Genomic DNA, 22,012 nt, shown 5'->3' on the forward strand with positions numbered 1-22,012 from the left:
ATTTAATGATTGCTATCAATGGCGGCGCGAGTAAAACCATGATGTTGGGTTAATAGCCCTTTGGCTTGCTCAGCATCACTGTTAGTTAACAGCATGACGATCGCTGTTTTACAGTGCCCATTGCAGGCATTAAGCGCATGTTCTGCACTGTTGCGGTCACAACCTGCCGCTTCCATTACAATGCGTTTTTGGCGCTCAACCAGTTTGGCGTTGGTCGCTTCAACATCTACCATCAAGTTGCCGTACACTTTTCCAGTACGGATCATCGCCCCAGTTGTCAGCATATTCAGAATAAGTTTTTGCGCAGTACCTGCTTTCATCCGCGATGAGCCTGTTACCACTTCAGCACCCACGATAGGTGTCATACTGATATCTGCCGCTTCTACCATCGCACTTTGTGGGTTACAGCTGATACAAGCAACGGTTGCGCCCTGTTGCTTGGCGTAATGCATGGCAGCAAGTACATAAGGAGTGCGGCCGCTGGCTGCGATACCGACCAGCACATCTTTCGCCGTAAAATTAATGTCACGCAGATCTTGCTCACCGAGCGTTTCGTTATCTTCTGCATTTTCTACCGCGCGTAGAATGGCGGTATGTCCACCCGCGATTAAACCAACAACTTGCTCAGGCGCAGAGCCAAATGTTGGTGGGCATTCACTGGCATCTAAAATGCCTAAACGGCCTGAAGTGCCAGCACCGACATAAATAAGGCGTCCGCCTTGTTGAAAGGCTGCGGCAATGGCATCAACTGCTTTAGCTATTGTGGGTAGAGTTTGCTCAACCGCAAGCGCAACTTTCTTGTCTTCATCATTGATGACTTTCAGCATATCGAGCGTTGATAGGGTATCAATGTCTTGGCTAGCAGGGTTACGGCTTTCCGTTACCATTTGGGTTAAGTCAATTTTCACTGTCGCAGTTCTCATTTGAAAGCAATGGTCAGATCCTAGCAGGAAGCTACCTTGTTGCGTAGAAAATCTTAAGTCACAGAAATGAATAGTGAAAAGTTATCAAAATATAAGCTTAGTGAAGATTTGAAGTGTGCTGACAACATAGCTTGGGTTAACCATAAACGCACCCTTGGGTGCGTTTAATGGTTTTCCTAGTTATGGACGTAGCTGAAGAATTTTATTGATATCTTCAGCGCTATGACGCTCTGGAACTTGCTCCCATTCTTCGCCCCAAGTGCGGTTAACTAATTTCCCTCTTTTTACAGCTTCTCTCTCTGCGACAGTTTGCGCCCAACGAACCAAGTGGGTGTAGCTACTGACATCTAAAAATTCGGCAGCATCGTAAATGTTACCGAGCACTAGGTTGCCGTACCAAGGCCAGATTGCGATATCAGCAATGGTATATTTATCCCCAGCAATGAAGTTATGCTGGGCGAGTTGTTTGTTTAATAAGTCGAGTTGACGCTTAGCCTCCATTGAGAAGCGGTTGATTGGGTATTCAAATTTTTCAGGCGCGTACGCGTAGAAGTGTCCGAAACCGCCACCTAAGTAGGGGGCAGAGCCTTGTAGCCAGAATAACCAGTTAAGCGTTTCGACTCGTTTGGCTGGTGATTGCGGAAGGAAGTGACCAAACTTTTCAGCGAGATAAAGCAAGATGTTGCCTGATTCGAAAATATGGTGCTCTGAGCCATTTTTGCTATCGGAACGATCAATTAGCGCGGGTATTTTTGAGTTAGGGTTAACCGCGACAAACCCTGACGAGAATTGATCTCCTTCGCCTATTCGGATCAGGTGAGCGTCATATTCGGCTTCTTTAACCCCCTGCGCCAATAACTCCTCGAACATAATGGTGACTTTCTGACCATTTGGTGTCCCCATTGAATAGAGCTGAAAAGGGTGCTGACCAAGAGGTAAATCTTGTTCAAACCTTGCCCCTGCATCAGGGCGATTGATACTTGCCCATTCACCACCGTTTTCATCATCCATTTTCCATACACGCGGTGGGGTATAGTTGTTTGTCATGGCGGTATCCTCGTTATTGTCCTTTTATCAAAGCCACTTGGTTTGACTTATAGCTTAGTGCGCTTTCATATCTTTCACTGCATTGGTTAACAAATCTGACTTGGTTACCATTGGCGGCGGAAACTTTGTGCGCAAACTTAGCGTGCTGTTGAAACGGATGGAGACCTGTAGAGTGGATGAGCTAAAAGCAGCAGAAAATAATGAAAATCGTAAGGTAGTTACAGCCAATATCCGCGAGCTAAACAGTGGTTGGCTTATTGCTTCCTTTTTGCTCATTGCTCTCATCGCAAACGCTATTGTGGCGTTTGTTTATGTAGTGGCGCACGTCGCTCTTCATTTAAAAGTGCCCGAGTCAAAACTAGGAATAAGCAAAGCGCTGTGGTTTATCGCTATATTTTCTTTTTCGCTGACCCAGTGCGCTTTTATTAATGGAAAAAGTAAATTTGAGTCGCATCCAGAAGTCCAAGCATGGTTGTCACATTCGTGGCGTCATGAAGGAAAGGTTGATAATTATCATCGATTGATAGGGCAAGGTTTCGTGCCGTCGGAAGGGGAGTCGAGTTACTCGTTATTTTACCGCTCTGAAGATGATGTATTTCTGGAGTTTGAACAACAGGTTCACCATGCGGTTGATCGGCCTAGCAAATGCGAGGCTTTGAAAGCAGATCCTAGTAGTACGGTGCATGTGGGAGGCTTATATACTCATGAGCAACATAAACTGCCGGCAGAAAAGTACTGTGTGTATCTTCACGGAGAGCCTAGCTTAGTTCGCGTACGAGTTAGTGACCCGAATGCGGTTCACTTGATATTGAAGTTGATGCTAACAGGCAAGATGGCAACGATTGATCAGCTATATCTGCATCCTAATGGCTTACCTGAACAGCTTGAGGTACTTGGTTATCCGTATTTGCCATCAAATTAGTGTGTACTAAAGAAAAAGCCCAACGTTATATGCTTACGTGTAACGCTGGGCTTAATGATATGAGTTCGCTGTGGGGATTAAGCTGTTGCCAACTCTGTTGGTTTTGCCGCTTTTGGTTTGCGCTGAGCCATAGCGACACCACTTAGTACCATTAAACCACCGATGTAGTGATAGCTTGCTAATTGTTCGCCAAGCATGAAGCTGGCAATGACAGCCGTCATAACTGGCATCAAGTTCATGAACATCGCGGTGCGATCGGCGCCCAGAAGCTGAATACCTTTCAGCCAACACCACGGAGCAATAACAGAGGCAGGCACTGCAGCATAAATAATTAGCGGCCATGCTTCGTTGCTGATAGCTACACGCTCACTCATTAGTAGCATTGGCGTTAGCATGATGACGGCTAAAATCCCTTGTGAATATACAGATTGCCAGTTAGTTAGCGGCATTTCCCAGCGTTTAAGCAACACACAGTAGAGCGCGTAAACAAAGGCAGCGAGCAATATCATGCCATCACCTTTGGTGATCCCTTGCGCCAGTAAATTGCTAATGTTGCCGTGGCTTAGCATTAATACTAAGCCTGCTAGTGATAGCACTGCGCCAACAATCGCTAACGGGGTTAAGCGCTGGCTGAGTAATGGCACACTAATGAACATACTGATCAAAGGTACTAATGAAACGATCAACGCCATATTGGTAGCTGTTGTTGTTTCTGCCGCAAAGTAGCCTAAAGATTGGTTCAATACCATACCAAGTGATGCTAGGAAGGCTAATTTAGGTAAATATGGTTTAATGGTTTGGCGCGCTCTCCAAACAGATTTTGCCATAAATGGGGTAAGGACTAGCATGGCGAAAAACCAGCGATAAAATGAAATTGCGCCGGGGTCGATAACGCTAAACGCCATCTTATTTACAATGGCATTCCCTGCCCAAATTGAAACTGTTAATAAAGGGAATAAGTAGAGCATTGTTTGCCTTGTTGTGGTTCGTAATAGTAAGTAACTGAACTATTGTGTCACGTCACCTTTGATACACATATCTCTAATCGGACATACTAGGGGCATAGTCAGACATTTTAAATAACGTGGTAATTTTTAAACAGTTGGGCAGCAAATCAATGCTGTGATATTTTTGTTATCTTTCTGAATATAAACAAGTTATTTTGTCATTGATAAATGAGTGAATATTCTTTCCAGTATGGAAAGGCTGTATGTGCTTTTAGGCTGTGATCCCTATGCACTTGCATGAGCTAATTTTGGTCTATAATGTGGTCAGACCAGGATATTGAAAAAGGAATTTCAATGCGTAAGAACTTAAAGATCTATCAGCGTCTATCTCGCTTTCCTTTCGGTCGACAACTCTTTTCTTGGGTTGTTTGTCGCATAGCGCCGTACTTTGGCTCTATTAGCCCTAAGGTTACGGAACTTAAACCGGGTTATGCCAAAGTTGAAATTAGTAAGCGTCGCCGAGTCACTAATCATATTAATACCGTGCACGCGATTGCGATGTGTAACATGGCAGAGCTGGCCGGAGGTTTGATGACGGATGTTTCAATCGCCAAAGACAGCCGTTGGATTCCAACAGGGATGACAGTGAAGTATGTCAAAAAAGCCAAAACGAATTTAACTGCTGTTGCGAATGGTGAAAATATAGATTGGCAAACCGAGGGCGACAAACTAGTACCTGTCGAAGTTACCGATACCGAAGGTAATCTGGTTTTCACTGCTGAAATTACCATGAATGTGCGTACAGCTTAGCTTGCACCTAACTAGCTATTCGATATAACGTAGCGCCATGCTTTCATTGGTGGTTCTGATAGGTGTATGAGTACGATTTACCAGCCGTTATTTGACGACGATAACCCGCCCGGCGATATCTTCTTTGGTCATGAGGTGTTTTTACCCAACACCTCAACCTCTACTCATAGCCACTCTTGGGGACAACTTCAGCTGATCAGCGGTGGTATTCTCGAACTGAATGCTGAAGGAAAGCGCTTTCTTTCGCCATCGCAATACGCGGTTTGGGTGCCTGCTGGAATAGAACATGACAGCTACATGCGCCGCAGTATGAATTATTGCTCAATGAATATTGTTCCTGAGCTCGCCAACGTTTTACCTACATTTGCTTGTTTGCTGGAAGTGAACCCAATTATGGAAGCCATAGTGGCTGATTTACGAGAACGTCGAGTAACGGTTGCGAAGACGGAGCAAGACAAGCGGTTGGTCAATGTATTGTTTGACCAAGTACGTGCCGCTAAAGAACATGATCAGTTTCTACCCATGACCAAAGACAAGCTGCTGAAACCCATATTGAATGAGTTAGAGCGTAATCCAACATGCACCACGACTTTGGCTGAATGGGCGCAAAAATGTCATACCACAGAACGCACCTTAGCGCGCCATTGCCAAGATAAACTGGGAATGAGTTTTACCGAGTGGCGTCAGCGACGTAAATTCGTGTATTCGCTCCATTTGCTGCGTAAAGGGATGTCAGTGAAAGAAGCAGCGTTAACGCTCGGTTATCACCAGGCATCACCATTTATCACCTTGTTTAAGAAACATGCGAATTGTACTCCAGAGCAGTATAGGCAACGTCTAGGGTTGTAGAGTAGGTAACTTAGCTTGGGTTATTTCGGTCATTTCGAGTATGGCTAACTATGCCACTCTTGGGGTTAATGATAAACTTCCTATCGCTCTCACCATATGGTGTGTGAAACAGAATCAAAGAGGAAACCATGCATAACCTGACCCTGCTATCGCCTGCTGAAAAGAACCGTATCGAGCTAGATAAGCAAGCCGCATATATTGTTTGGCAGCTAAAGAATGCCAAAGCAGGTTATGAAGCTATTACCGCTCAAGCTGAAAGCATTGACGATGATGATGAGCGTGAGTTTTTTAATCATGCGATTACTAAATATAAGATTAAAATGGGGGTTCAATAACCATCCAATCAAGAATTAATCCGTATTAAAGTGAACTGGTGCGCAGCTTAAAGTGTTAGAAATTATGACAAATTTTAGCGCGCATTAGACTAACTCTCCGTTTATCTGCTCTACGTCATGAAACCTGTATTTTTTCATCTTTAAGCAAAAAACTTATCGTAGAATAAGTGTATTGCCATTGATGACATGAACAAGGATCACCATGACACTCTCAATTGAATGGTTTAATAAATCAGAAGCTCGCCAAGCTTGCTGGGATAAAGATGGCTTATCGCTTAATGATGTAGAAAAAGCGTTGGCACATTACAACAGTGATGATTTTCCTATTGCCTTAGAGATGGCTGAATATTTGTTTAGTTGTTGGAGTGCTCGACGCATTGCCATGTTACCGATCCCAACGCGCGATGTGTTGTTCGAAATATGGGATAAACACCTAGCAAAATCCCTTTGATTATTCCTCTTTTATGCCAAATTTAAGTTTTGTTAACGTGTTAAGTTTATGATTATAAATACTTTATAAGTATGCGTGGTGTTAATATGTCGCGTGTGTTGCGAAAACTTGACGTTTGTTAATAACGCAATTGTGTCATTAATGACTTAAGTGTCAGTATTTAAAGCGTATTTTTAGAATCAAAATCAAGTTGATGTCTAGAAAGGATGTTTTTCTGCGTGTATTTTGTGCGCTTGAGCCAAGCAAGCGTTTTATTGTGCTCATGCAGGTTGACTCAGTATGCTAACGGGCAGATGATGACGATTTAGTCAGTAAGATCGCTAGCGAATGTATCAATATTGGTCGTCATCACTTGTTAATGCAATCCGAATTAGTTTCATATCACTAATCATTGCTGTCGGGTGTGTTATTCCTGCTCAGGCCAAACCAAGTGATTTCGTTTATACCCCAGCCATTACAGAACAAGATAGCCGTATCGTCGCGGCTTATATCCAATCTTTACGTGATCCCAAATACGCTTATAGTCTGGTAAAACAGTTTGTTGCTGGTAAGTCGGGCAAACCGATGACTGATTGGGAGCGTGTCTACTACGTGCTGACTATGTCACGGCTTGACGCGTACACTATAACCAAAGAGGAACCGTTAGATACGGTATCTGAACTTGAAGTACTTGCTAGAAAGCTCGGTGTGCCATGGATCAAAGCTGAAGCATTGCTACATCGGGCTATTGTGGCGAAAGAAACGGCTCATTACGGGGAAGGGCTTGCTTACCTAGATGAAGTTTTGGTTATTGCCGATCAAACTGGTTTCAAGAACCTGAGAGCTCGCGCTCTTAAGTGGCAAGCGAATATTTTGTACTATCAATCTAGGTATGAATTAGTACTGGCTAACTACCTCGAAGCACTCACTATTTTTGAAGCGCAGCAAGACTATGCACAGGTTGTGTTGGTGCTTTCAAATATTGGCAATATGTACTTAGACATGGATCAGTGGGAGCTGGCTCAGGCATATAATAAAAAAGCGTTTGAGGCTTTAGAGCGCTATCACGTGAAAAGTGATTACACAGCAGCGCTACTTTATATCCACGCAGGCTTGGTTGATCACTACTATAAGCGACAAGAATCAGAAGCGTCGAATATCCGTAAAGCGATTTTCCATGCTAATCAAACGGGATCAAGTTACATCCAGCTTGTGACGTTAACCAATTACACCTCGATTTTACTTGATGAAAATAAGCTACAAGCGTCGTTAAAAATGTCGAAAGAGTGTTTGGAAATTGCAGATAATATTCAAGACAAACTCGGTCGTGCATTCTGCTACGAATCTAAATCTATGGCTTATTTAGAGCTGAACTCTCTCAAGAAATCGGTAACGGCAGCGTTGATCGCCTTAAATGTTTACAAAGAGTACGGTAGTCATTCTCAGGTGATCAGGCTGTACAAAATACTGTCTGATATCTATAAAAAAGGCGGTAACTACAAAACATCTTTGGAGTATTTTCAGCGCTATATTGACGAGAAAGAGAGTAATTTCCTTCGTCAAAAACGAAAAGAAATCAGACTGTTACAAACACAGTACAATACGCAGCAGAAAGAGCAGCAAATTGCGTTGTTGAAGGCAGAGAGTGAGCTTAAATCATCACAAATTCAATCGCAGCGTTCCCGTGAAATCATTTTGGCATTAAGTGTTTTGCTGGCTGCGTCGATTTTGAGTTTACTTTACCGTCGTAACAATCACTTATCGAAAAACAATGAAGCCCTTACTGAGCAGTCGTTCCAAGATCCGCTTACCGGCATGTATAACCGTCGTTATATAGAGCGTTGGTTAGAAGGTAAATTGCTGAAAGAAAAGCCTCAATCTGGTTCTTATGTATTGGCTATTTTAGATATCGATCACTTTAAAGCGATTAATGATACTTATGGTCATGATATTGGTGATCGCGTGTTGCAAGAGGTCGCCAGTCGACTGCAACAAAGTTGCCGTGAACACGATAAGGTGGTGCGTTGGGGCGGTGAAGAGTTCATTGCTATTTTTGCTGTCACAGAGAGCACGGACTGCCTTGAGCTTCTGGATCGTATTCGCCACGCGGTACGCTTTGAAAATATCGAAATGGCAGGCGAAGCACTGTCAGCAACTGTGTCTATCGGCGGGGTGGAAGTACCTTCGAGTCAAACGCTTCAAAGCGATTGGCAGCATTGGTTAGTGAAGGCGGATAGCGCATTATACTGCGCGAAAGACCAAGGTCGTGATTGTGTAGTAGTGAGCTCAGAAAACGATGATTAGCGCTTGAGCGAGCGGATATAAGAAAGGCGAAGTGGAAATACTTCGCCTTTTTGTTTATTGATTATCAATGCTTAGTGGTGCTCTGATTATTGCGTCGCTAACTGACCTGAACGGCGGAATACAAAGCGCCATATAAACAGAACGAAAGCAATATAAGCAAGACCCACGCCTAGCGCTTCCCAGTGGTAACCTGAGAACATGGCGATTGGCATTAAAGAAATGATGAAGATATCAGTAATAGAACCTGGTACGTAAGCAATTGCGTAGTCATCTAGCACCTTACTCTTCATTTCAGGGTCTACGATGCGTAGTAGAGCAATACCCATCGCCACTGTACCTGTTAACCAACCCCAAGAGAAAATACCTTTCTCGAACCAGTTATCACCCATGATGCGTGGGGCAACCCAGAAGATCAGGAATAGGGTAAACAAGATACCACCAGTAGCCAGTACAACCATAGGTACAATGTACTGGATGAGGACGGTGATCTTAATCGCTGAGATACCAAATACGATCAGGTAGTCAGTGCTAATACCTGATGCATGATTAAACGCACCGTCACATAGGTATTGAGACGCACCTGAACGTTGCGCGATCATGCGCACGAACATACCGCCAAGGAAGCCTGTTACAAATGTTGGGATCTGCACTTTATCGTGGAAAGACGATAGGTAGTCAGCAGATACGTAAGAAAAGGCAGTAACAACAACAACCAAAGCTGCGTGAATAGCGAATGAGTCAACCGACAGTGAAGACATTGTCGATTTCATTGCCCAACGTTGCTCGTCTTCTTCAATCAGACCTTTACGCTCGTGTTTGTTCATGTTGGCGAAGGTGCTGAATGTTTTGATTAAGCCCATCTTCACTGCAATTTGCAGGATCAACATACCAACGGCAATCGAGATAAAGATACCCGCCGTTGCGAATGTAAGGCTTAGGGTAAAGGCATCTTCCCAACCCAGATCAGTAAAGATCTCACCAACAACCGCAGAGGTACCGTGACCACCCATAAAGCCAGCTGACATCGGAATACCAAATGCAGGACTTAGGTCAGTGAAAATGAAGGTTGCTAAGAAAAGACCAAACATCGCAGCAAATAGCCACTGAGATACTGATGCAATCTGGTTGAACGCCCACATACTACCGGCGCGCTTCGCTACCACAGAAGGGGATGGAACATCAGTTGCTAGACCAAGTGCAGAGAATAGCGCTGCAGTTAGAAGACCAGCATTGCTGGTGAAAGTATCTGTCCAAGGGAGAATATCAACCCCAGCTGGGCCAAATGCAAGGCCTAAGATGCCTGCAATCACGGCTGATGGTAGGTACATGCGCTGAAACAGTGTCAGGTGTACTCGCAGTACCTTGCCAAGAATCAAAAGTCCGCCTGCAATAGCAAGATCGGACAGCATTAATCCGTTAGGCATAAAAACTCCTATCGTCTAAAGAATATGTCGCCGCAACATCGCGGCTAAATACACAACTTAAGTCGTTGTGTATAAACACTTATTATTGGTTTGGTTGCTGATTACGGACGATTCCTGCCGGTCAGCTAACCTGAGTGCAAAATCAAGCAGACTTTGCTGAAGGTTTGGTATGTTCATACCGTTCTTGGGATGCTGAGTATGATGAGATTCCGGTCCTCATCGATGTGTCACACACGGATTTTTTGTATTCAGTGCATATAGTTGAGTAACTACTCAACTCACTCAGTGCGCGGATGTTAATAAAAAAGTGCTACAAAATCAAATTTTGCTCATTGTTACCATAAATGATATTTATCGATGCAAAGGGAATGATAGGAAATTGAATTGCGGGGAGAATCACTATTTTGCTTTTAATTATTGGTGGTTTGTAGCTGCTTTGTTGTTGAAGCAGTTAAAAATAAGTGTCTATCTCTAGGCAGTGCAAGGTAGGCTTAAAGGTTCAACTTCTTGCATAATTATTAGCAATCAATCATGGAGGATAACCTATGGCAGAATCCAGCCCCCCGCCGGATGATCAAACACATACTGATAACGATGCTTTACTCAAATGGTCGCGTTTATCTTCTTTTACGCCAATGGTTTGGACTGTTCTGTTCGGTACATTAATGGCGAGAACCAGTTTTTTTATGGCGTGGCCGTTTTTAATCGTCATTCTTCATCAAGACTATAATGCTGATCCTATTACCATTGGCGCGATGCTTGCTGCATCAGCAGTGGTCGGCGTGTTTACTGGGCTTTATTCTGGTTATTTATCAGATAAATTTGGTCGCAAGTGGATGATCATCGCTGGTAGCTGGGTGGCTGCATTTAGCTATGGTGGCATCGGTTTCGCTTCTGAGATTTGGCAGTTCTTTGCGCTCATTATTAGCTGTGGCTTGATGCGCCCTATGATAGAAGCACCTTCTAAAGCGGTGATTAGCGATAACCTTGCCAACATTAAAGATCGCGAACTTGCGATGAATATTCGTTACTTTGCGATCAATGTTGGGGGCGCAATTGGCCCTTTGATTGGTATCACTTTAGCTTTGAGTAACCCACAGCCATTGTTTGTGGTAACGGGTGGAGTGTATGTGTTGTTTAGTCTGTTGTACTGGTCTTGCTTTCGCCGTTACCCAGAGAAAAAACAACAAGGTGCTGAGCAGGTCACTCACTTTGGTAGAACACTACGCGTAGTGATGAAAGATAAACTCTTCATCAAGCTCATTGTTGCCAATATCATCATGATGTTTGTTTATGGTCAGTACGAATCGTCTATCCCACAAATCATCGTACTCAGTGGGATCGAAAACGCCGCTTTCTTTGTCAGCAGCTTAGTGATGGTAAATACTTGTACTATCATCATTTTTCAGTTTCCGTTGCTCAGGTTACTCCAAGATCTACCGTTGTTTACGCGCAGCCAAATAGGGATGGCGTTGATGGCATTGTCTCAGGTTGGTTTCTTGATGGTGCCAATGGATTGGCCGATTGGTTGGTTGCTGGCGTGTTTCGTTTTAAGTTTGGGGGAGGTCGTTGCTTTTCCAACATTGAATGTACAAATTGACCGTCTAGCTCCCGCTCACTTAAGAGGCAGCTATTTTGGTGCAGCTGCGATCTATTCGTTAGGTTTTGCGCTAGCACCGTTACTTGGTGGTGCCATTATTCAAATGTACGGTGCAAGTGAGCTGTTTATCTTATGCCTTGGTTCTTGTGTGGTGATGATGGTGCTTTATCGTGCAGTGAGTCGACATCAAGATCGTGACTTGTTAGATGATGCGCCTCAGGTCGCTAAGCAATCATAGTTTGAGTGGCTGTTAGATAGTTTCTGTTTGCTTTTCTATGCGGTTTTCCGTGAAGCTTTTCAAGCTGTTACTTAACTCATGAAATCGCCCCGTTACACCTACAGTGTGACGGGGCTATTTTTTTAGGATGGATAAATAAGGAGCTGCGTTATTGACTTGCTTGCTGTTCAGCACGCCAAGTTAGCAGAGGTAGCTTGCTGCTACTAACGGCTAGTTTTCCATTGTCGTTAAACAATACCATTGCCGTATCTTGGTTGTGGTAAGGCATAAGATCGAGTGTGACAACTCGTTTGATTACGGTATCTTGAAGCTGACAAATATCAAGGAAAGCTTTTCTTGTCGCGGCATCAGCTTTGCCAAATTGGCTTGTGGTTGGGAAGACACTCTCTTCCGCTTCTAGACCAATCAATAGCTGTTTGCTGGTGGTTTTGCTTGGCAGCGCACCTTTAACAAAGTGACTTAATTCAGTGTTGTTGGATACTTTCACTAATTCAGTGTTGAAAGCGGGCGCACTCTTGTTGGTAGTAACACCAATACAGGCTGCAAGTTCATCACTATGAACATTAGAGTGTGTTAGACGATTAATAACAGCGACTTTCCCTGCTTTATCCCAATCCGCTTTATCTACAAAAAGACGGAAGATACTGTCTTGGATACCAAACTTGCTTTCATCAGGATCTGTTGCTGTCGGTGCAAAGAAGTAATGGGCTTTGCCATTACGCGTATGCTGATACTTAACAGTTTCAGTTCGCTGGGTAGCTTTAGGTGTGTACGACAGTGAAATATCGACTTGTTGGGTGTTGTCACCATAACTCTGTAGGGCAAATTGGTGACCATTTGTCTTAGTACCTAGTTGCTCAAAACGAAGATCGTAGTGGCGGAAAATAGCACTGGAGTCATTTTCGATAGTAATACGAACTGGGCTCGTTGGAGAGATATCGGAACGCTCATTAACAAGGCTAAAGCGAAAAGGGGTGTAGCCATCAAGAATGGGAGCTGCTTTGTTATCGGCGATGCCTGTTGCTAGGTGGAATGCACCTTGTTTGACTTGAGGCTTAACCGGTGGCTTGGTGCCAGAGCCGTTATCTGTACCAGAGCTGCCACTTGAGCTACCGCCGCCACAGCCTGCGAGTAATGTTGATAAGATTATTGAAGCAGCTAGAAACTTTACTTTCATGATTTTGGTCTCGTCATTATTTTGGCGCCATGTTAATAAAAACGATGTTTTTTATCAATGGTAAAAGGTGGAGTAATTGAGGTTGAGTATCGGGTTTTGTGTGCTGCAATGAGAAAACAAGTGCTTAAAACGAAAAAAGCAGCCGTTATGGCTGCTTTTGTATTGATTGCTTATGTATCTAGCGGATACTTAGCTAGTACTCTTAGCGACTTCGCCAGATGCTTCACAGTAACCATTGTCACTGTTTTCAGCTTGGCTCACCGCATGACGCTTCATTTTTGCCACTGCAATCGGGCCACTAATGAAGGTTGCTGCAACTAAGAAAGAAACAGGAACCGCAGTAATAACAATGAAAGACTGCAGTGCATTCAAGCCACCGTCACCGGCAATCAGAAGTACACCAGCTACGACACCCATCATTACTGCCCAGAACAAACGCTGAGATTTAGACGGCTCATTGTCGCCAGAGACAGCCATCGCGATGGAATAAGCCATTGAGTCACCAGTGGTTGCCACGAAAGTTGTGGTTAGCACCAAGAACGCAGGGATCAGCAACCAGCTCAGTGGAAGCTGAGAAAGTGACGCTAGCAATACCGCAGGTAGACCTGCATCTTGTAGTGGTGCAGAGATACTACCCGGTGTTTGAAGCTCAAGGTAAATACCTGTGCCACCTAGTACAGAGAACCAGAAGTTAGTTGCAATTGGCGCAGCAACAGCAACGGTTAGTACCAATTCACGGATGCTACGACCTTTTGAGATACGAGCGATAAAGATCGCCATCATAGGTGCGAAGCCAATGAACCAGCCCCAGAAGAACCATGTCCACCAAGAGTTCCAGCTAGGGTTATCGGCGCTTAGACTCATCGCTGGTAGGTTATGTAGGTAGCTACCAAATGCAATGCCGAACTGCTCAAAGATAAAGCCAGTAGGGCCTAAGATAAGAATGGCTAGAAGCAGAACGACTGCACCAATCACATTCATTCGGCTTAGCCATTGCAGACCTTTATCCATGCCTGTGAAAGCAGAAATAGAGTAAATGCCTACAACACCCACAAGGATAGCCACTTGGCTAAAGAGTGAGTTTTCCATGCCAGTTAGCACAGTTAGGCTGTAGCCAAGCTGGGTCGCAAGGAAACCGATAGGACCAATCGTACCAGCGGCTACTGCAATGATTGAACATGCGTCAATCACAGAGCCGAACCAATGGTTTTCAAGCTTATCGCCAAGGATAGGGTAAAGCAGAGCACGAGGACGTAGCTTAACGCCACATTGGTAGTGGGCATACATAAGTACGATTGTAGAAAGCGTACCTAGTACCGCCCAAGCAAGGAAGCCCCAGTGTAGGAAGCTTTGTGCAAGCGCAGGTGTAACCGCAGCAGCAGTACCGCCTTCAACGCCAGTGAAGCTTGGTGATGGAGTAATAAAGTGGAAAATAGGCTCAGCAGCAGACCAAAATACGCCGCCCCCCGCCAAAAGGGTACACATGATCATTGCGATCCAACGGAATGTTGGAACTGTAGGTTTGGACTTCCCGCCCATTTTGATTTTGCCGTAGCGGCTTGTTGCGATAATCATCGCTAGAGCAAAGTTCATGATCATCAGGCACTGCCACCAGTAACCAAAACTCGCCGATGCTGAAGTAAACATAGACTGAATGGAAGCGGTGAAAGTTGACAGATCGATCAGAGCTGCAAGCAGGAAGAAAAGAATGAAGCCAATCGTTAGAGTTGGAACAAGTTTGTCGCTAGTTTTAGCGCTATAAGTAGACATAAATATCTCACATTTGGTGTGAGGGAACGCACTCTAGCAGCATCAAAGCAATTAAACCAGCAGAAAATGTTTCGTGTTCAAAATATTTTTCGGTCAAAAAATTTGAAGTGCGTCACATATGAAATTGTGTTTTTATCAATTAAATTATTGAGTTAGTGTTGATTGGGTGTGTTGCGACTTGTCGAAATTAGTTAGAAAAACTAAGGAAAGAAATTTAGAGGTAAGAGCAGCCAATGGTGAAAAATTATGCTTTGTTGTGAGTTGACGGTGTTAGGACAACACCGTTACAACACGATGGAAATGCCGATATTTTCCGACATTAAGTTAAGGGTAGAACGAAGTAAAGTGAGTACGATGGTAGTGTTATTTTGTTTAGTCTACGATTTGCTCTAATTCGTAAATACTCTCTTTGATCTCATCGACACGGCGATCCAAAATCGCTTGAGCGTCATACAAACCTTGGTTATAGAAATGGCTGCCAAACTCTTTGGCGATGAAGTCGAGTAGGAACTCGGCATCAAATTGACCTAAGTCCTGATCTAACTCTTGTTCAAAGTAGTTTTGAAGCTTAGAAACTAAAATATTCTTTTGGTCATTCGACAGTGTAATTTTGCTCATACTGGTAATTTGTTCGCTAGTGTTTGGGTGGCAAGGTACTAAAGGTGAATTGAAACAGCTTGATTGTGGCAGAAAAGGCAAAAAAAACCACGCTGATCAGCGTGGCGAATGTTGATATTGAGAACTGCTTGCTAATTACGTCAGGAAGGATGTTAGCAAGCTCTTTAATATTAGGTGTGTGATTGCTTATATCTGTTCCCATATGGTTACAGTTATCGTTTTTGTCGCTAAGGCGCTGTGTTAAACCTTTCAGTTGGCGCACTTGGATAAAAAGCCGGGCTAGCGACTAGTTTGGCTACCAGTTCATTTTGTCGGTTGGTATTGGTTTTCTTCATTATGCGCTTGATATAAGTGCGTACTGTCTCTTGTGATAGGTATTGACGTTCCGCTATTTCGGCAGGAGATCGTCCGTAAACTAATTCGCAGCATACTTTGCTTTCACTATTAGAAAGGCGAAAGAGAGATTTTAAGATCTCGGTATCCAGCATAGGGCGCTGCTGTTCATGATAAATAAAAATAGCGACGCCTTGTTGTGGCTCAAGTAGGTGATTCTGAGGTTTATTGAACTGGTTGACGAGTGGTGTGACGGTAAGCGAGACAATAGGTTGTGAAGGTTCATTCATCGCAAGGGTTTGTGCTTTTCCTGTATTTAATACTTGTTCGATACTTTGCTCGATCAGGCTGCTTTTTTTCGCGGTTAACCATTTCAGTTTGCGATTAACGATTTGCAACGGAAATCGGGTGCCGAGTAGTTGCTCTGCGCCTTGATTGGTATGGCAAACTCTTGCTTGCTCATCTAACAAAATAACGGGTAGTTGGATTTGGTCGAATAGACTATTAGATAACAAACGCTGTTTATCTTGCTGAACCTTGCTGTGATAAAGCTGCATTGCATGTTGTATGTGTGGGATCAGCTTTTCAATGGCTGCTTTTTCTTGATTCGTAAAGTCACCTTGATCTTCTCGTCGCTGAAAGGTGAGTTGGCTGATCCAATCACCATCCGTTGCGAGCACTGTCCCTAATCCGAAATGAATGTCTTTTTTGACTAACCACTCTTGGTGGTATTCAGGGTGATCAGTGATCACCTGCAATGTTGTTTCTTCATTTGCGTGTAATAAGGTTCCGGCTGGGTTTTCTTTAAGCTCGTTAATGAGGGGATCGCAATGACTGAACTTTTCGAGGAAGAAAGGGATGTCATTATCTTGAAAACCTTCAATCCAAACCACTTTAAGCTGATGTGTTCGGAGGTTAGCGAGAAGAATAACGCCAGAACGAAGGTTAAAAATGGTGGTGAGTTTAGAAAGAAAGGGCTGGAAGCCATTTGGGTCGATCAAGGCACTGTAGAGGGACTTGATCATTTCATCCATGTTTAAGTTTTTCATACATGCCGTTTGTCTTATCAAGCAAAGTGTAAATTCCTTTTATCATTAATAAAGTTATCAGCTAATTTGGGAAGCCCCAAAAATGAAACAAGTAAAATAGGGCTGCTATCACAGTTTGTAAAACCAGCGAAGTAGGTTCATGCTCTATCCAGAATGAGTATAAAGAGGAGTTAGCGTGTGGCTGGAGTGAGTTTACTTGCCTTGCTAGATGATATTGCCACTGTGCTCGATGACGTTGCTGTAATGACAAAAGTGGCAGCACGAAAAACAGCAGGGGTACTAGGGGATGATTTAGCGCTTAACGCTCAGCAAGTGTCAGGGGTAAGAGCCGAACGGGAGATCCCCGTAGTGCTTGCCGTCGCAAAAGGCTCATTGCGGAATAAGTGCATCTTAGTGCCTGCAGCGTTATTGATCAGTGCAGTAGCACCGTGGTTAATTACGCCAATGTTGTTGGTGGGTGGCTTGTTTCTGTGCTTTGAAGGGGCAGAAAAAATTTTAGAGAAATATGTTCATCACGGGGGAGCGGAGAACACTTCAGTAAATGAAGATGAGGATTCACCCTCTCCATTAAATGATGAAGCAATGAGCCCTGAAGAACTACAAGCGTTAGAGCAAAAGAAAATTGCGGGTGCTATTCGTACTGACTTTATCTTATCGGCAGAGATCATTGTGATTGCGCTAGGCACAGTACAAACACAAGCATTTGTAACGCAGCTTGTGGTGGTGAGTTTAATCGCCTTGGTGATGACCATTGGTGTTTATGGCTTAGTTGCCGGCATTGTAAAACTTGATGATGCGGGCTTTTATTTTGTCGCGCATAGCGAGCAAGGGCAGTGGAAGCACAAATTTGGTCATGGGTTGGTGCAAGCGGCGCCTTATTTAATGAAAGCGTTAGCAGTAATCGGCACGATTGCGATGTTCTTAGTTGGTGGTGGGATAGTGGTGCACAGTATTCCTGCTATTCATCATTTTGTGGACGCGATAAACTCCAGTGTTGCAACGATTCCTATGGTGGGCTTTTTGTTACCAGCCGTAATAAATGGTGTGATTGGTATCGTCGCTGGTTTGTTAGTTTTATTAGCGGTTGAAGCTTATAAAAAAGTGAAGCAATAGATACGAAAAAGCCGCTGTAAAAACAGCGGCTTTGAATAAACGAGCTAAAAATAACTAACTAGATATTAGTCTGCCATTTCTGCGTTGTGGTAAACGTTCTGTACGTCATCACAGTCGTTCAGTGCATCTAGGAATTTCTCGAAAGATGCAATGTCGTCGCCAGAAATTTCAACGTTGTTCTGAGGAACAAATGAGATTTCTTCAACGTCAATGTTTACGTCAGGCATAGTTGCCGTTAGCGCGTTCTTCACTTTGAAGAATTCAGTGTGAGGAGCGTAAACAGTGATCACGCCGTCTTCACATTCGATGTCGCTAACATCAACATCTTCCATCATTAGGTTTTCTAGTACAGCTTCTTCGTCTTCACCAGCGAATTGGAATACAGCTAGGTGATCAAAGCCGTGTGCTACCGCACCAGGAGCACCGATCTTCGCATTGTTCTTAACGAAACATTGGCGAACATCCATGTAAGTACGGTTGTTGTTGTCTGTTAGACAGTCAACGATTACAGAGCAACCACCAGGACCGAAACCTTCGTAGCGTGCAGTTGCGAAGTCTTCACCGCCGCCACCTTTCGCCTTATCGATAGCTTTTTCGATAACGTGGCTAGGAACCTGATCTTTTTTCGCTTTTTCGATTAAGCGTTTTAGTGAAAGGTTGCTATCAGGGTCGACACCGCCATTTTTCGCACAAACGTAGATCTCTTTACCGTATTTTGAGTAAACCTTGATCTTCGCGCCTTGCGTTTTTGCCATTGACAGTTTGCGTACTTCGAACTTTCTTCCCATGGGGAATCACTCTCTATCTGTGTTTATTACATAGTTTGAGCGATTTTATCAGCTACTAGGTGAAAAAGGCTAGGGGCTGATTCGCTTTCAGCATGAATTTTGCGGCACTTTATTGACATTGAGCAACTCAGTACGGTTTTGGCGTGATCTAGGTAACTATTTCTGCTCAATCTATTATCAATTGAGTTACTCGCTTAAGATAACTAGCACCTTCAATGTTCGTAATAGGCTGAAAATTAAGCGCTAAAATAACTGTCTTTTGTGGTTTGAGGTGTTTAATAAACAAAACTGGTGCATGCTGCACAAAATGATAGCAGTTGAATTAAGGTGGGGTTTACAGCCTCACTTAATCCCTATAATATTCATCGCACTTACGGAGAGATGGCTGAGTGGTTGAAAGCACCGGTCTTGAAAACCGGCATACGTTTGTAGCGTATCTAGGGTTCAAATCCCTATCTCTCCGCCATATTCTAAAAGTTTGATTTATAGCATCGAGCTTTACAAAGAATTGGAGCGGTAGTTCAGTTGGTTAGAATACCGGCCTGTCACGCCGGGGGTCGCGGGTTCGAGTCCCGTCCGCTCCGCCACTACAACGAGGCCTCGTCAGAAATGACGGGGCTTTTTTGTGTCTGAATTTTACCTACCCCCTCTAACTCCCCCTTGAAAAGGGGGAGGACAGTACAACGGCAGCTCTAGATTTTTGAATAATGAACTATCAGTGCCAAAGATGGTTCCCTCCCTTTATTAAGGGGAGGGCTAGGGTGGGGTAACATCTCATTATTCCTAACAAGCTTATTAATTATGCTCAATTAACCCTATTTTTTGTGGGGGTGATCAACTTATTATTCACTCAATTACTTATCATACAAATGTGGGAAAGCGTCTTATGACGATGTGGTATGGATAAGGTAAGTGGTTGTCTATGGATAGAATTCGGCTGTTAATTCATGTAACTGGCATAGTGCAAGGGGTCGGATTTCGTCCTTTTATCTACAAGTTGGCGAAGCAGCACGGTATTGTTGGTTATGTGCTCAATAATGGCGAAGGAGTCAGCATTGAAGCCGAAGGAGAGAATAAAGCTGTCACAACATTCTATGATGCAATCACAACACTCGCGCCGCCACTCAGTCGTATCGACAGCATAACCGCCACCTCAATCGCTGTTAAAAATGACCGTCATTTTGATATCACAGAAAGTGATGCTAGCCAAAGCGCCACCGCATGTGTATCACCCGATCAAGGGGTGTGTGAGGCATGTTTAGCTGATATTAAAGATCCCACCAATCGCCACTACCGCTATCCATTTACCAATTGCACCCACTGCGGTCCACGGTACACGCTGATAAAGCAATTACCTTACGACAGAAAACAAACCTCGATGGCAAAATTTGCCATGTGCCCAAGCTGTGCTGCGGCTTATGCCGATCCTGAAGATCGTCGCTATCATGCACAGCCTGTGAGTTGCCCTGATTGTGGACCTTGGGTGAGTTATTACCATGGTGATCAGCGACTTGAGTGTGAACAGTATGCTGCGATTGAAGCAACAGCACAGGCGTTAGCGCAAGGTAAAATCATTGCAGTAAAAGGCATTGGTGGTTTCCACCTGATGTGTAATGCCACGGATGAAACCGTAGTTGCTAAGCTAAGGCAGCGCAAGCGACGGCAACGTAAACCTTTAGCTGTAATGATGAAAGACAGTAAGCAGGCAAAACAGTTTGTGGAAGGGAGTGAGCAAGAGTGGCAGTTAGTTGAATCGCAGCAACGACCAATTACCTTGTTCCGTAAAAAAGAATCAAGCACTAGTACAACTTGCCAACAGCGTATTGCGTCTAATGTCGCACCGAATATTCCGTACTTAGGCGTCATGTTGCCTTACACACCGCTACATTATCTTCTATTTGAGCTGATCGATTTCCCACTTATTGCTACCAGCGCCAATATTTCAGGTTTTCCTATTCTTTCTTCTCGAGAACAGATTTTCACCCAGCTTAGTGATGTGATTGATGGTGTACTCGATCATAACCGTGAGATTGTTCATTGCTGCGATGACAGCTTAGTGCAAGTTGCTGGTGGGCGCCGACAAACCCTACGTCTTGCCCGTGGTTATGCGCCATATACGTTTTCATTACCGCAAAAACTGTCGCAGCCAATCTTAGCCGTTGGTGCGCAGCAAAAAGTGACTTTTAGCCTTGGCTTTGCTGATCAAGGCATTGTTAGCCCACACATTGGTGATATGGAAGGGTTAGATATGCAGCAGCACTATCAGCAGATGCTCGATGGTTTTCAGCATATTTATCAAGCTTATCCGTCGACTTTAGTGTGCGATAAGCATCCAAGCTACATGACCACTCAATGGGCGCAAAACTATAGTGAGCAGCATCAAGCGCAATTACTCCAGTTACAGCATCATCACGCACACATTGTGGCGGTAATGGCTGAGCATCAAACGACAGAGACAGTGTTAGGTTTTGCGTTTGATGGCACTGGCTTTGGCGATGACCATCAAGTGTGGGGTGGGGAAGTGTTGGTGGCTGATCATCAGCAGGCTGAACGAGTATGGCATTTGCGTCCATTTCGGTTAATTGGTGGCGAAAAAGCAATTAAAGAACCCTACCGTATCTTGTTGGGGTTATTGCTTGAGTATTACAGCTTTGAGCAAATCCTAGCGTTTCAACTGGCGGCATTTCGCAATGTACCACCAAGCGTGCTCGCTAATTTGCATCGTCTATGGCAAGCGGGGCAGAACTCGCCTTATACCACCTCATTTGGGCGACTAGTCGATGCCTTTACCTGTTTGTTAGGGCTGGTTGAAAAGGTGGATTACGAAGGTGAATGTGGAATGCGCCTAGAGGCACTAGCGTTAGACGCTAAGCCGTATAGCAAGCACTTACATTCTGGCGATAACCTTGGTTTCTCTCTTGAAAACCAAGGTGTGATAGACCCACATCCCTTGTTATCAAATGCGATTGATGTACTTGTCACCATGGGCGCAAACGGGACGGAAACTGCTCATCAATCGCCATCAAATCAAAGTATTAAAGCCGATCTTGCCAATCAATTCTTCGACGCCACCGTTGCAATGATGGCGCATATTTCATCCCTATACCCTGAGTATCCCGTGGTGGTTTCTGGTGGGGTATTCCAAAACCGAGTCTTAATGGATCGGCTCGATCAGAATTTTAAACAGCAATGTCGTCGTTTATTAACTAGCGAATATATCCCTCTTAATGATGGAGGGATCGCGATGGGACAGCTTTGGTATGGCATTCATGCCCAAAAGCATTGATTCATCCTCGCGGTCATAGGTAATAAACGGATAGATAAAGATAAAAAAT

Annotated in this window: 18 protein-coding genes and 2 tRNA genes; 11 read left to right on the forward strand and 9 right to left on the reverse strand. The window is 44.1% G+C overall.

Translation table 11 applies throughout. The features are described 5' to 3' along the window. Nucleotides 1-2: 2 nt before the first annotated feature. Entirely contained in the window at nt 3-908 is a 906-nt protein-coding gene (murQ, locus tag A3K86_RS20205; protein ID WP_198160458.1) for an N-acetylmuramic acid 6-phosphate etherase, read from the reverse strand. Nucleotides 909-1,103: 195 nt separating this feature from the next. Further along, nucleotides 1,104-1,970, reverse strand: a complete 867-nt coding sequence (gene yghU / locus A3K86_RS20210; protein ID WP_068335767.1) for a glutathione-dependent disulfide-bond oxidoreductase — start codon at nt 1,968-1,970, stop codon at nt 1,104-1,106. Nucleotides 1,971-2,142: 172 nt separating this feature from the next. Between yghU and A3K86_RS20215 the strand changes: the two genes are divergently transcribed. Beyond that, nucleotides 2,143-2,892: a hypothetical protein gene (locus tag A3K86_RS20215; RefSeq protein ID WP_068335770.1), complete on the forward strand. Its 750-nt coding sequence runs from the start codon at nt 2,143-2,145 to the stop codon at nt 2,890-2,892. A 77-nt stretch (nt 2,893-2,969) separates the two neighbouring features. Here the strand turns inward: A3K86_RS20215 and A3K86_RS20220 are convergent, their stop codons facing one another. Continuing rightward, nucleotides 2,970-3,860, reverse strand: coding sequence for a DMT family transporter (locus A3K86_RS20220; RefSeq protein WP_068335773.1), 891 nt, complete (start codon nt 3,858-3,860; stop codon nt 2,970-2,972). 333 nt (nt 3,861-4,193) lie between these two features. Between A3K86_RS20220 and A3K86_RS20225 the strand changes: the two genes are divergently transcribed. From A3K86_RS20225 to A3K86_RS20245, 5 genes are all read left to right on the forward strand, one after another. Then, nucleotides 4,194-4,649, forward strand: coding sequence for a hotdog fold domain-containing protein (locus A3K86_RS20225; RefSeq protein WP_068335776.1), 456 nt, complete (start codon nt 4,194-4,196; stop codon nt 4,647-4,649). Nucleotides 4,650-4,715: 66 nt separating this feature from the next. After that, complete coding sequence (locus tag A3K86_RS20230; protein ID WP_068335779.1) at nt 4,716-5,498, forward strand: AraC family transcriptional regulator; 783 nt, start codon at nt 4,716-4,718, stop codon at nt 5,496-5,498. Nucleotides 5,499-5,626: 128 nt separating this feature from the next. Continuing rightward, the gene (locus tag A3K86_RS20235) at nt 5,627-5,833 is read left to right on the forward strand and encodes a DUF3283 family protein (protein ID WP_068335782.1); all 207 of its coding nucleotides are present in this window, start codon (nt 5,627-5,629) and stop codon (nt 5,831-5,833) included. A gap of 202 nt (nt 5,834-6,035) precedes the next feature. Beyond that, a complete protein-coding gene (locus tag A3K86_RS20240) occupies nt 6,036-6,284 on the forward strand; it encodes a hypothetical protein (RefSeq protein ID WP_068335785.1) in 249 nt (82 codons plus the stop codon). A 327-nt stretch (nt 6,285-6,611) separates the two neighbouring features. Then, nucleotides 6,612-8,567 (forward strand): tetratricopeptide repeat-containing diguanylate cyclase, encoded by a 1,956-nt coding sequence (locus A3K86_RS20245; protein WP_068335788.1) that lies wholly within the window; start codon nt 6,612-6,614, stop codon nt 8,565-8,567. Nucleotides 8,568-8,653: 86 nt separating this feature from the next. Here A3K86_RS20245 and A3K86_RS20250 read toward each other — a convergent pair whose 3' ends face one another. Beyond that, nucleotides 8,654-9,991, reverse strand: a complete 1,338-nt coding sequence (locus A3K86_RS20250; protein WP_068335792.1) for a sodium/glutamate symporter — start codon at nt 9,989-9,991, stop codon at nt 8,654-8,656. Between the two features lie 545 nt (nt 9,992-10,536). Here A3K86_RS20250 and A3K86_RS20255 point away from each other — a divergent pair. After that, nucleotides 10,537-11,829 carry an MDR family MFS transporter gene (locus A3K86_RS20255; RefSeq protein ID WP_068335795.1) on the forward strand — a complete coding sequence of 431 codons (1,293 nt, stop codon included), beginning with the start codon at nt 10,537-10,539 and terminating at the stop codon, nt 11,827-11,829. Between the two features lie 148 nt (nt 11,830-11,977). On the opposite strand, the gene A3K86_RS20260 is transcribed toward A3K86_RS20255, so the two are convergent. The 4 genes from A3K86_RS20260 to A3K86_RS20275 all read right to left on the reverse strand — a co-directional run bounded on the left by A3K86_RS20260 (nt 11,978) and on the right by A3K86_RS20275 (nt 16,776). After that, complete coding sequence (locus tag A3K86_RS20260) at nt 11,978-13,006, reverse strand: hypothetical protein (RefSeq protein WP_068335798.1); 1,029 nt, start codon at nt 13,004-13,006, stop codon at nt 11,978-11,980. A 189-nt stretch (nt 13,007-13,195) separates the two neighbouring features. Then, nucleotides 13,196-14,776 (reverse strand): BCCT family transporter, encoded by a 1,581-nt coding sequence (locus tag A3K86_RS20265; RefSeq protein ID WP_068335802.1) that lies wholly within the window; start codon nt 14,774-14,776, stop codon nt 13,196-13,198. Between the two features lie 372 nt (nt 14,777-15,148). Next, a complete protein-coding gene (locus tag A3K86_RS20270; RefSeq protein WP_068335805.1) occupies nt 15,149-15,394 on the reverse strand; it encodes a DUF2164 domain-containing protein in 246 nt (81 codons plus the stop codon). 227 nt (nt 15,395-15,621) lie between these two features. After that, nucleotides 15,622-16,776 (reverse strand): helix-turn-helix transcriptional regulator, encoded by a 1,155-nt coding sequence (locus A3K86_RS20275; RefSeq protein WP_068335808.1) that lies wholly within the window; start codon nt 16,774-16,776, stop codon nt 15,622-15,624. Nucleotides 16,777-16,953: 177 nt separating this feature from the next. On the opposite strand from A3K86_RS20275, the gene A3K86_RS20280 reads away from it, so the two are divergent. Then, a complete protein-coding gene (locus A3K86_RS20280) occupies nt 16,954-17,889 on the forward strand; it encodes a DUF808 domain-containing protein (RefSeq protein ID WP_068335811.1) in 936 nt (311 codons plus the stop codon). A 65-nt stretch (nt 17,890-17,954) separates the two neighbouring features. On the opposite strand, the gene A3K86_RS20285 is transcribed toward A3K86_RS20280, so the two are convergent. Further along, nucleotides 17,955-18,677, reverse strand: coding sequence for a YebC/PmpR family DNA-binding transcriptional regulator (locus A3K86_RS20285; protein WP_068335814.1), 723 nt, complete (start codon nt 18,675-18,677; stop codon nt 17,955-17,957). A 375-nt stretch (nt 18,678-19,052) separates the two neighbouring features. On the opposite strand from A3K86_RS20285, the gene A3K86_RS20290 reads away from it, so the two are divergent. From A3K86_RS20290 to hypF, 3 genes are all read left to right on the forward strand, one after another. Next, nucleotides 19,053-19,143 (forward strand) — tRNA-Ser (locus A3K86_RS20290). Between the two features lie 44 nt (nt 19,144-19,187). Next, nucleotides 19,188-19,264, forward strand: a tRNA-Asp gene (locus tag A3K86_RS20295). A 335-nt stretch (nt 19,265-19,599) separates the two neighbouring features. Further along, nucleotides 19,600-21,963: a carbamoyltransferase HypF gene (hypF, locus tag A3K86_RS20300; protein WP_068335817.1), complete on the forward strand. Its 2,364-nt coding sequence runs from the start codon at nt 19,600-19,602 to the stop codon at nt 21,961-21,963. Nucleotides 21,964-22,012: the final 49 nt, after the last annotated feature.

The organism is Photobacterium jeanii, from assembly GCF_001650345.1.
Lineage (GTDB): Bacteria > Pseudomonadota > Gammaproteobacteria > Enterobacterales > Vibrionaceae > Photobacterium > Photobacterium jeanii.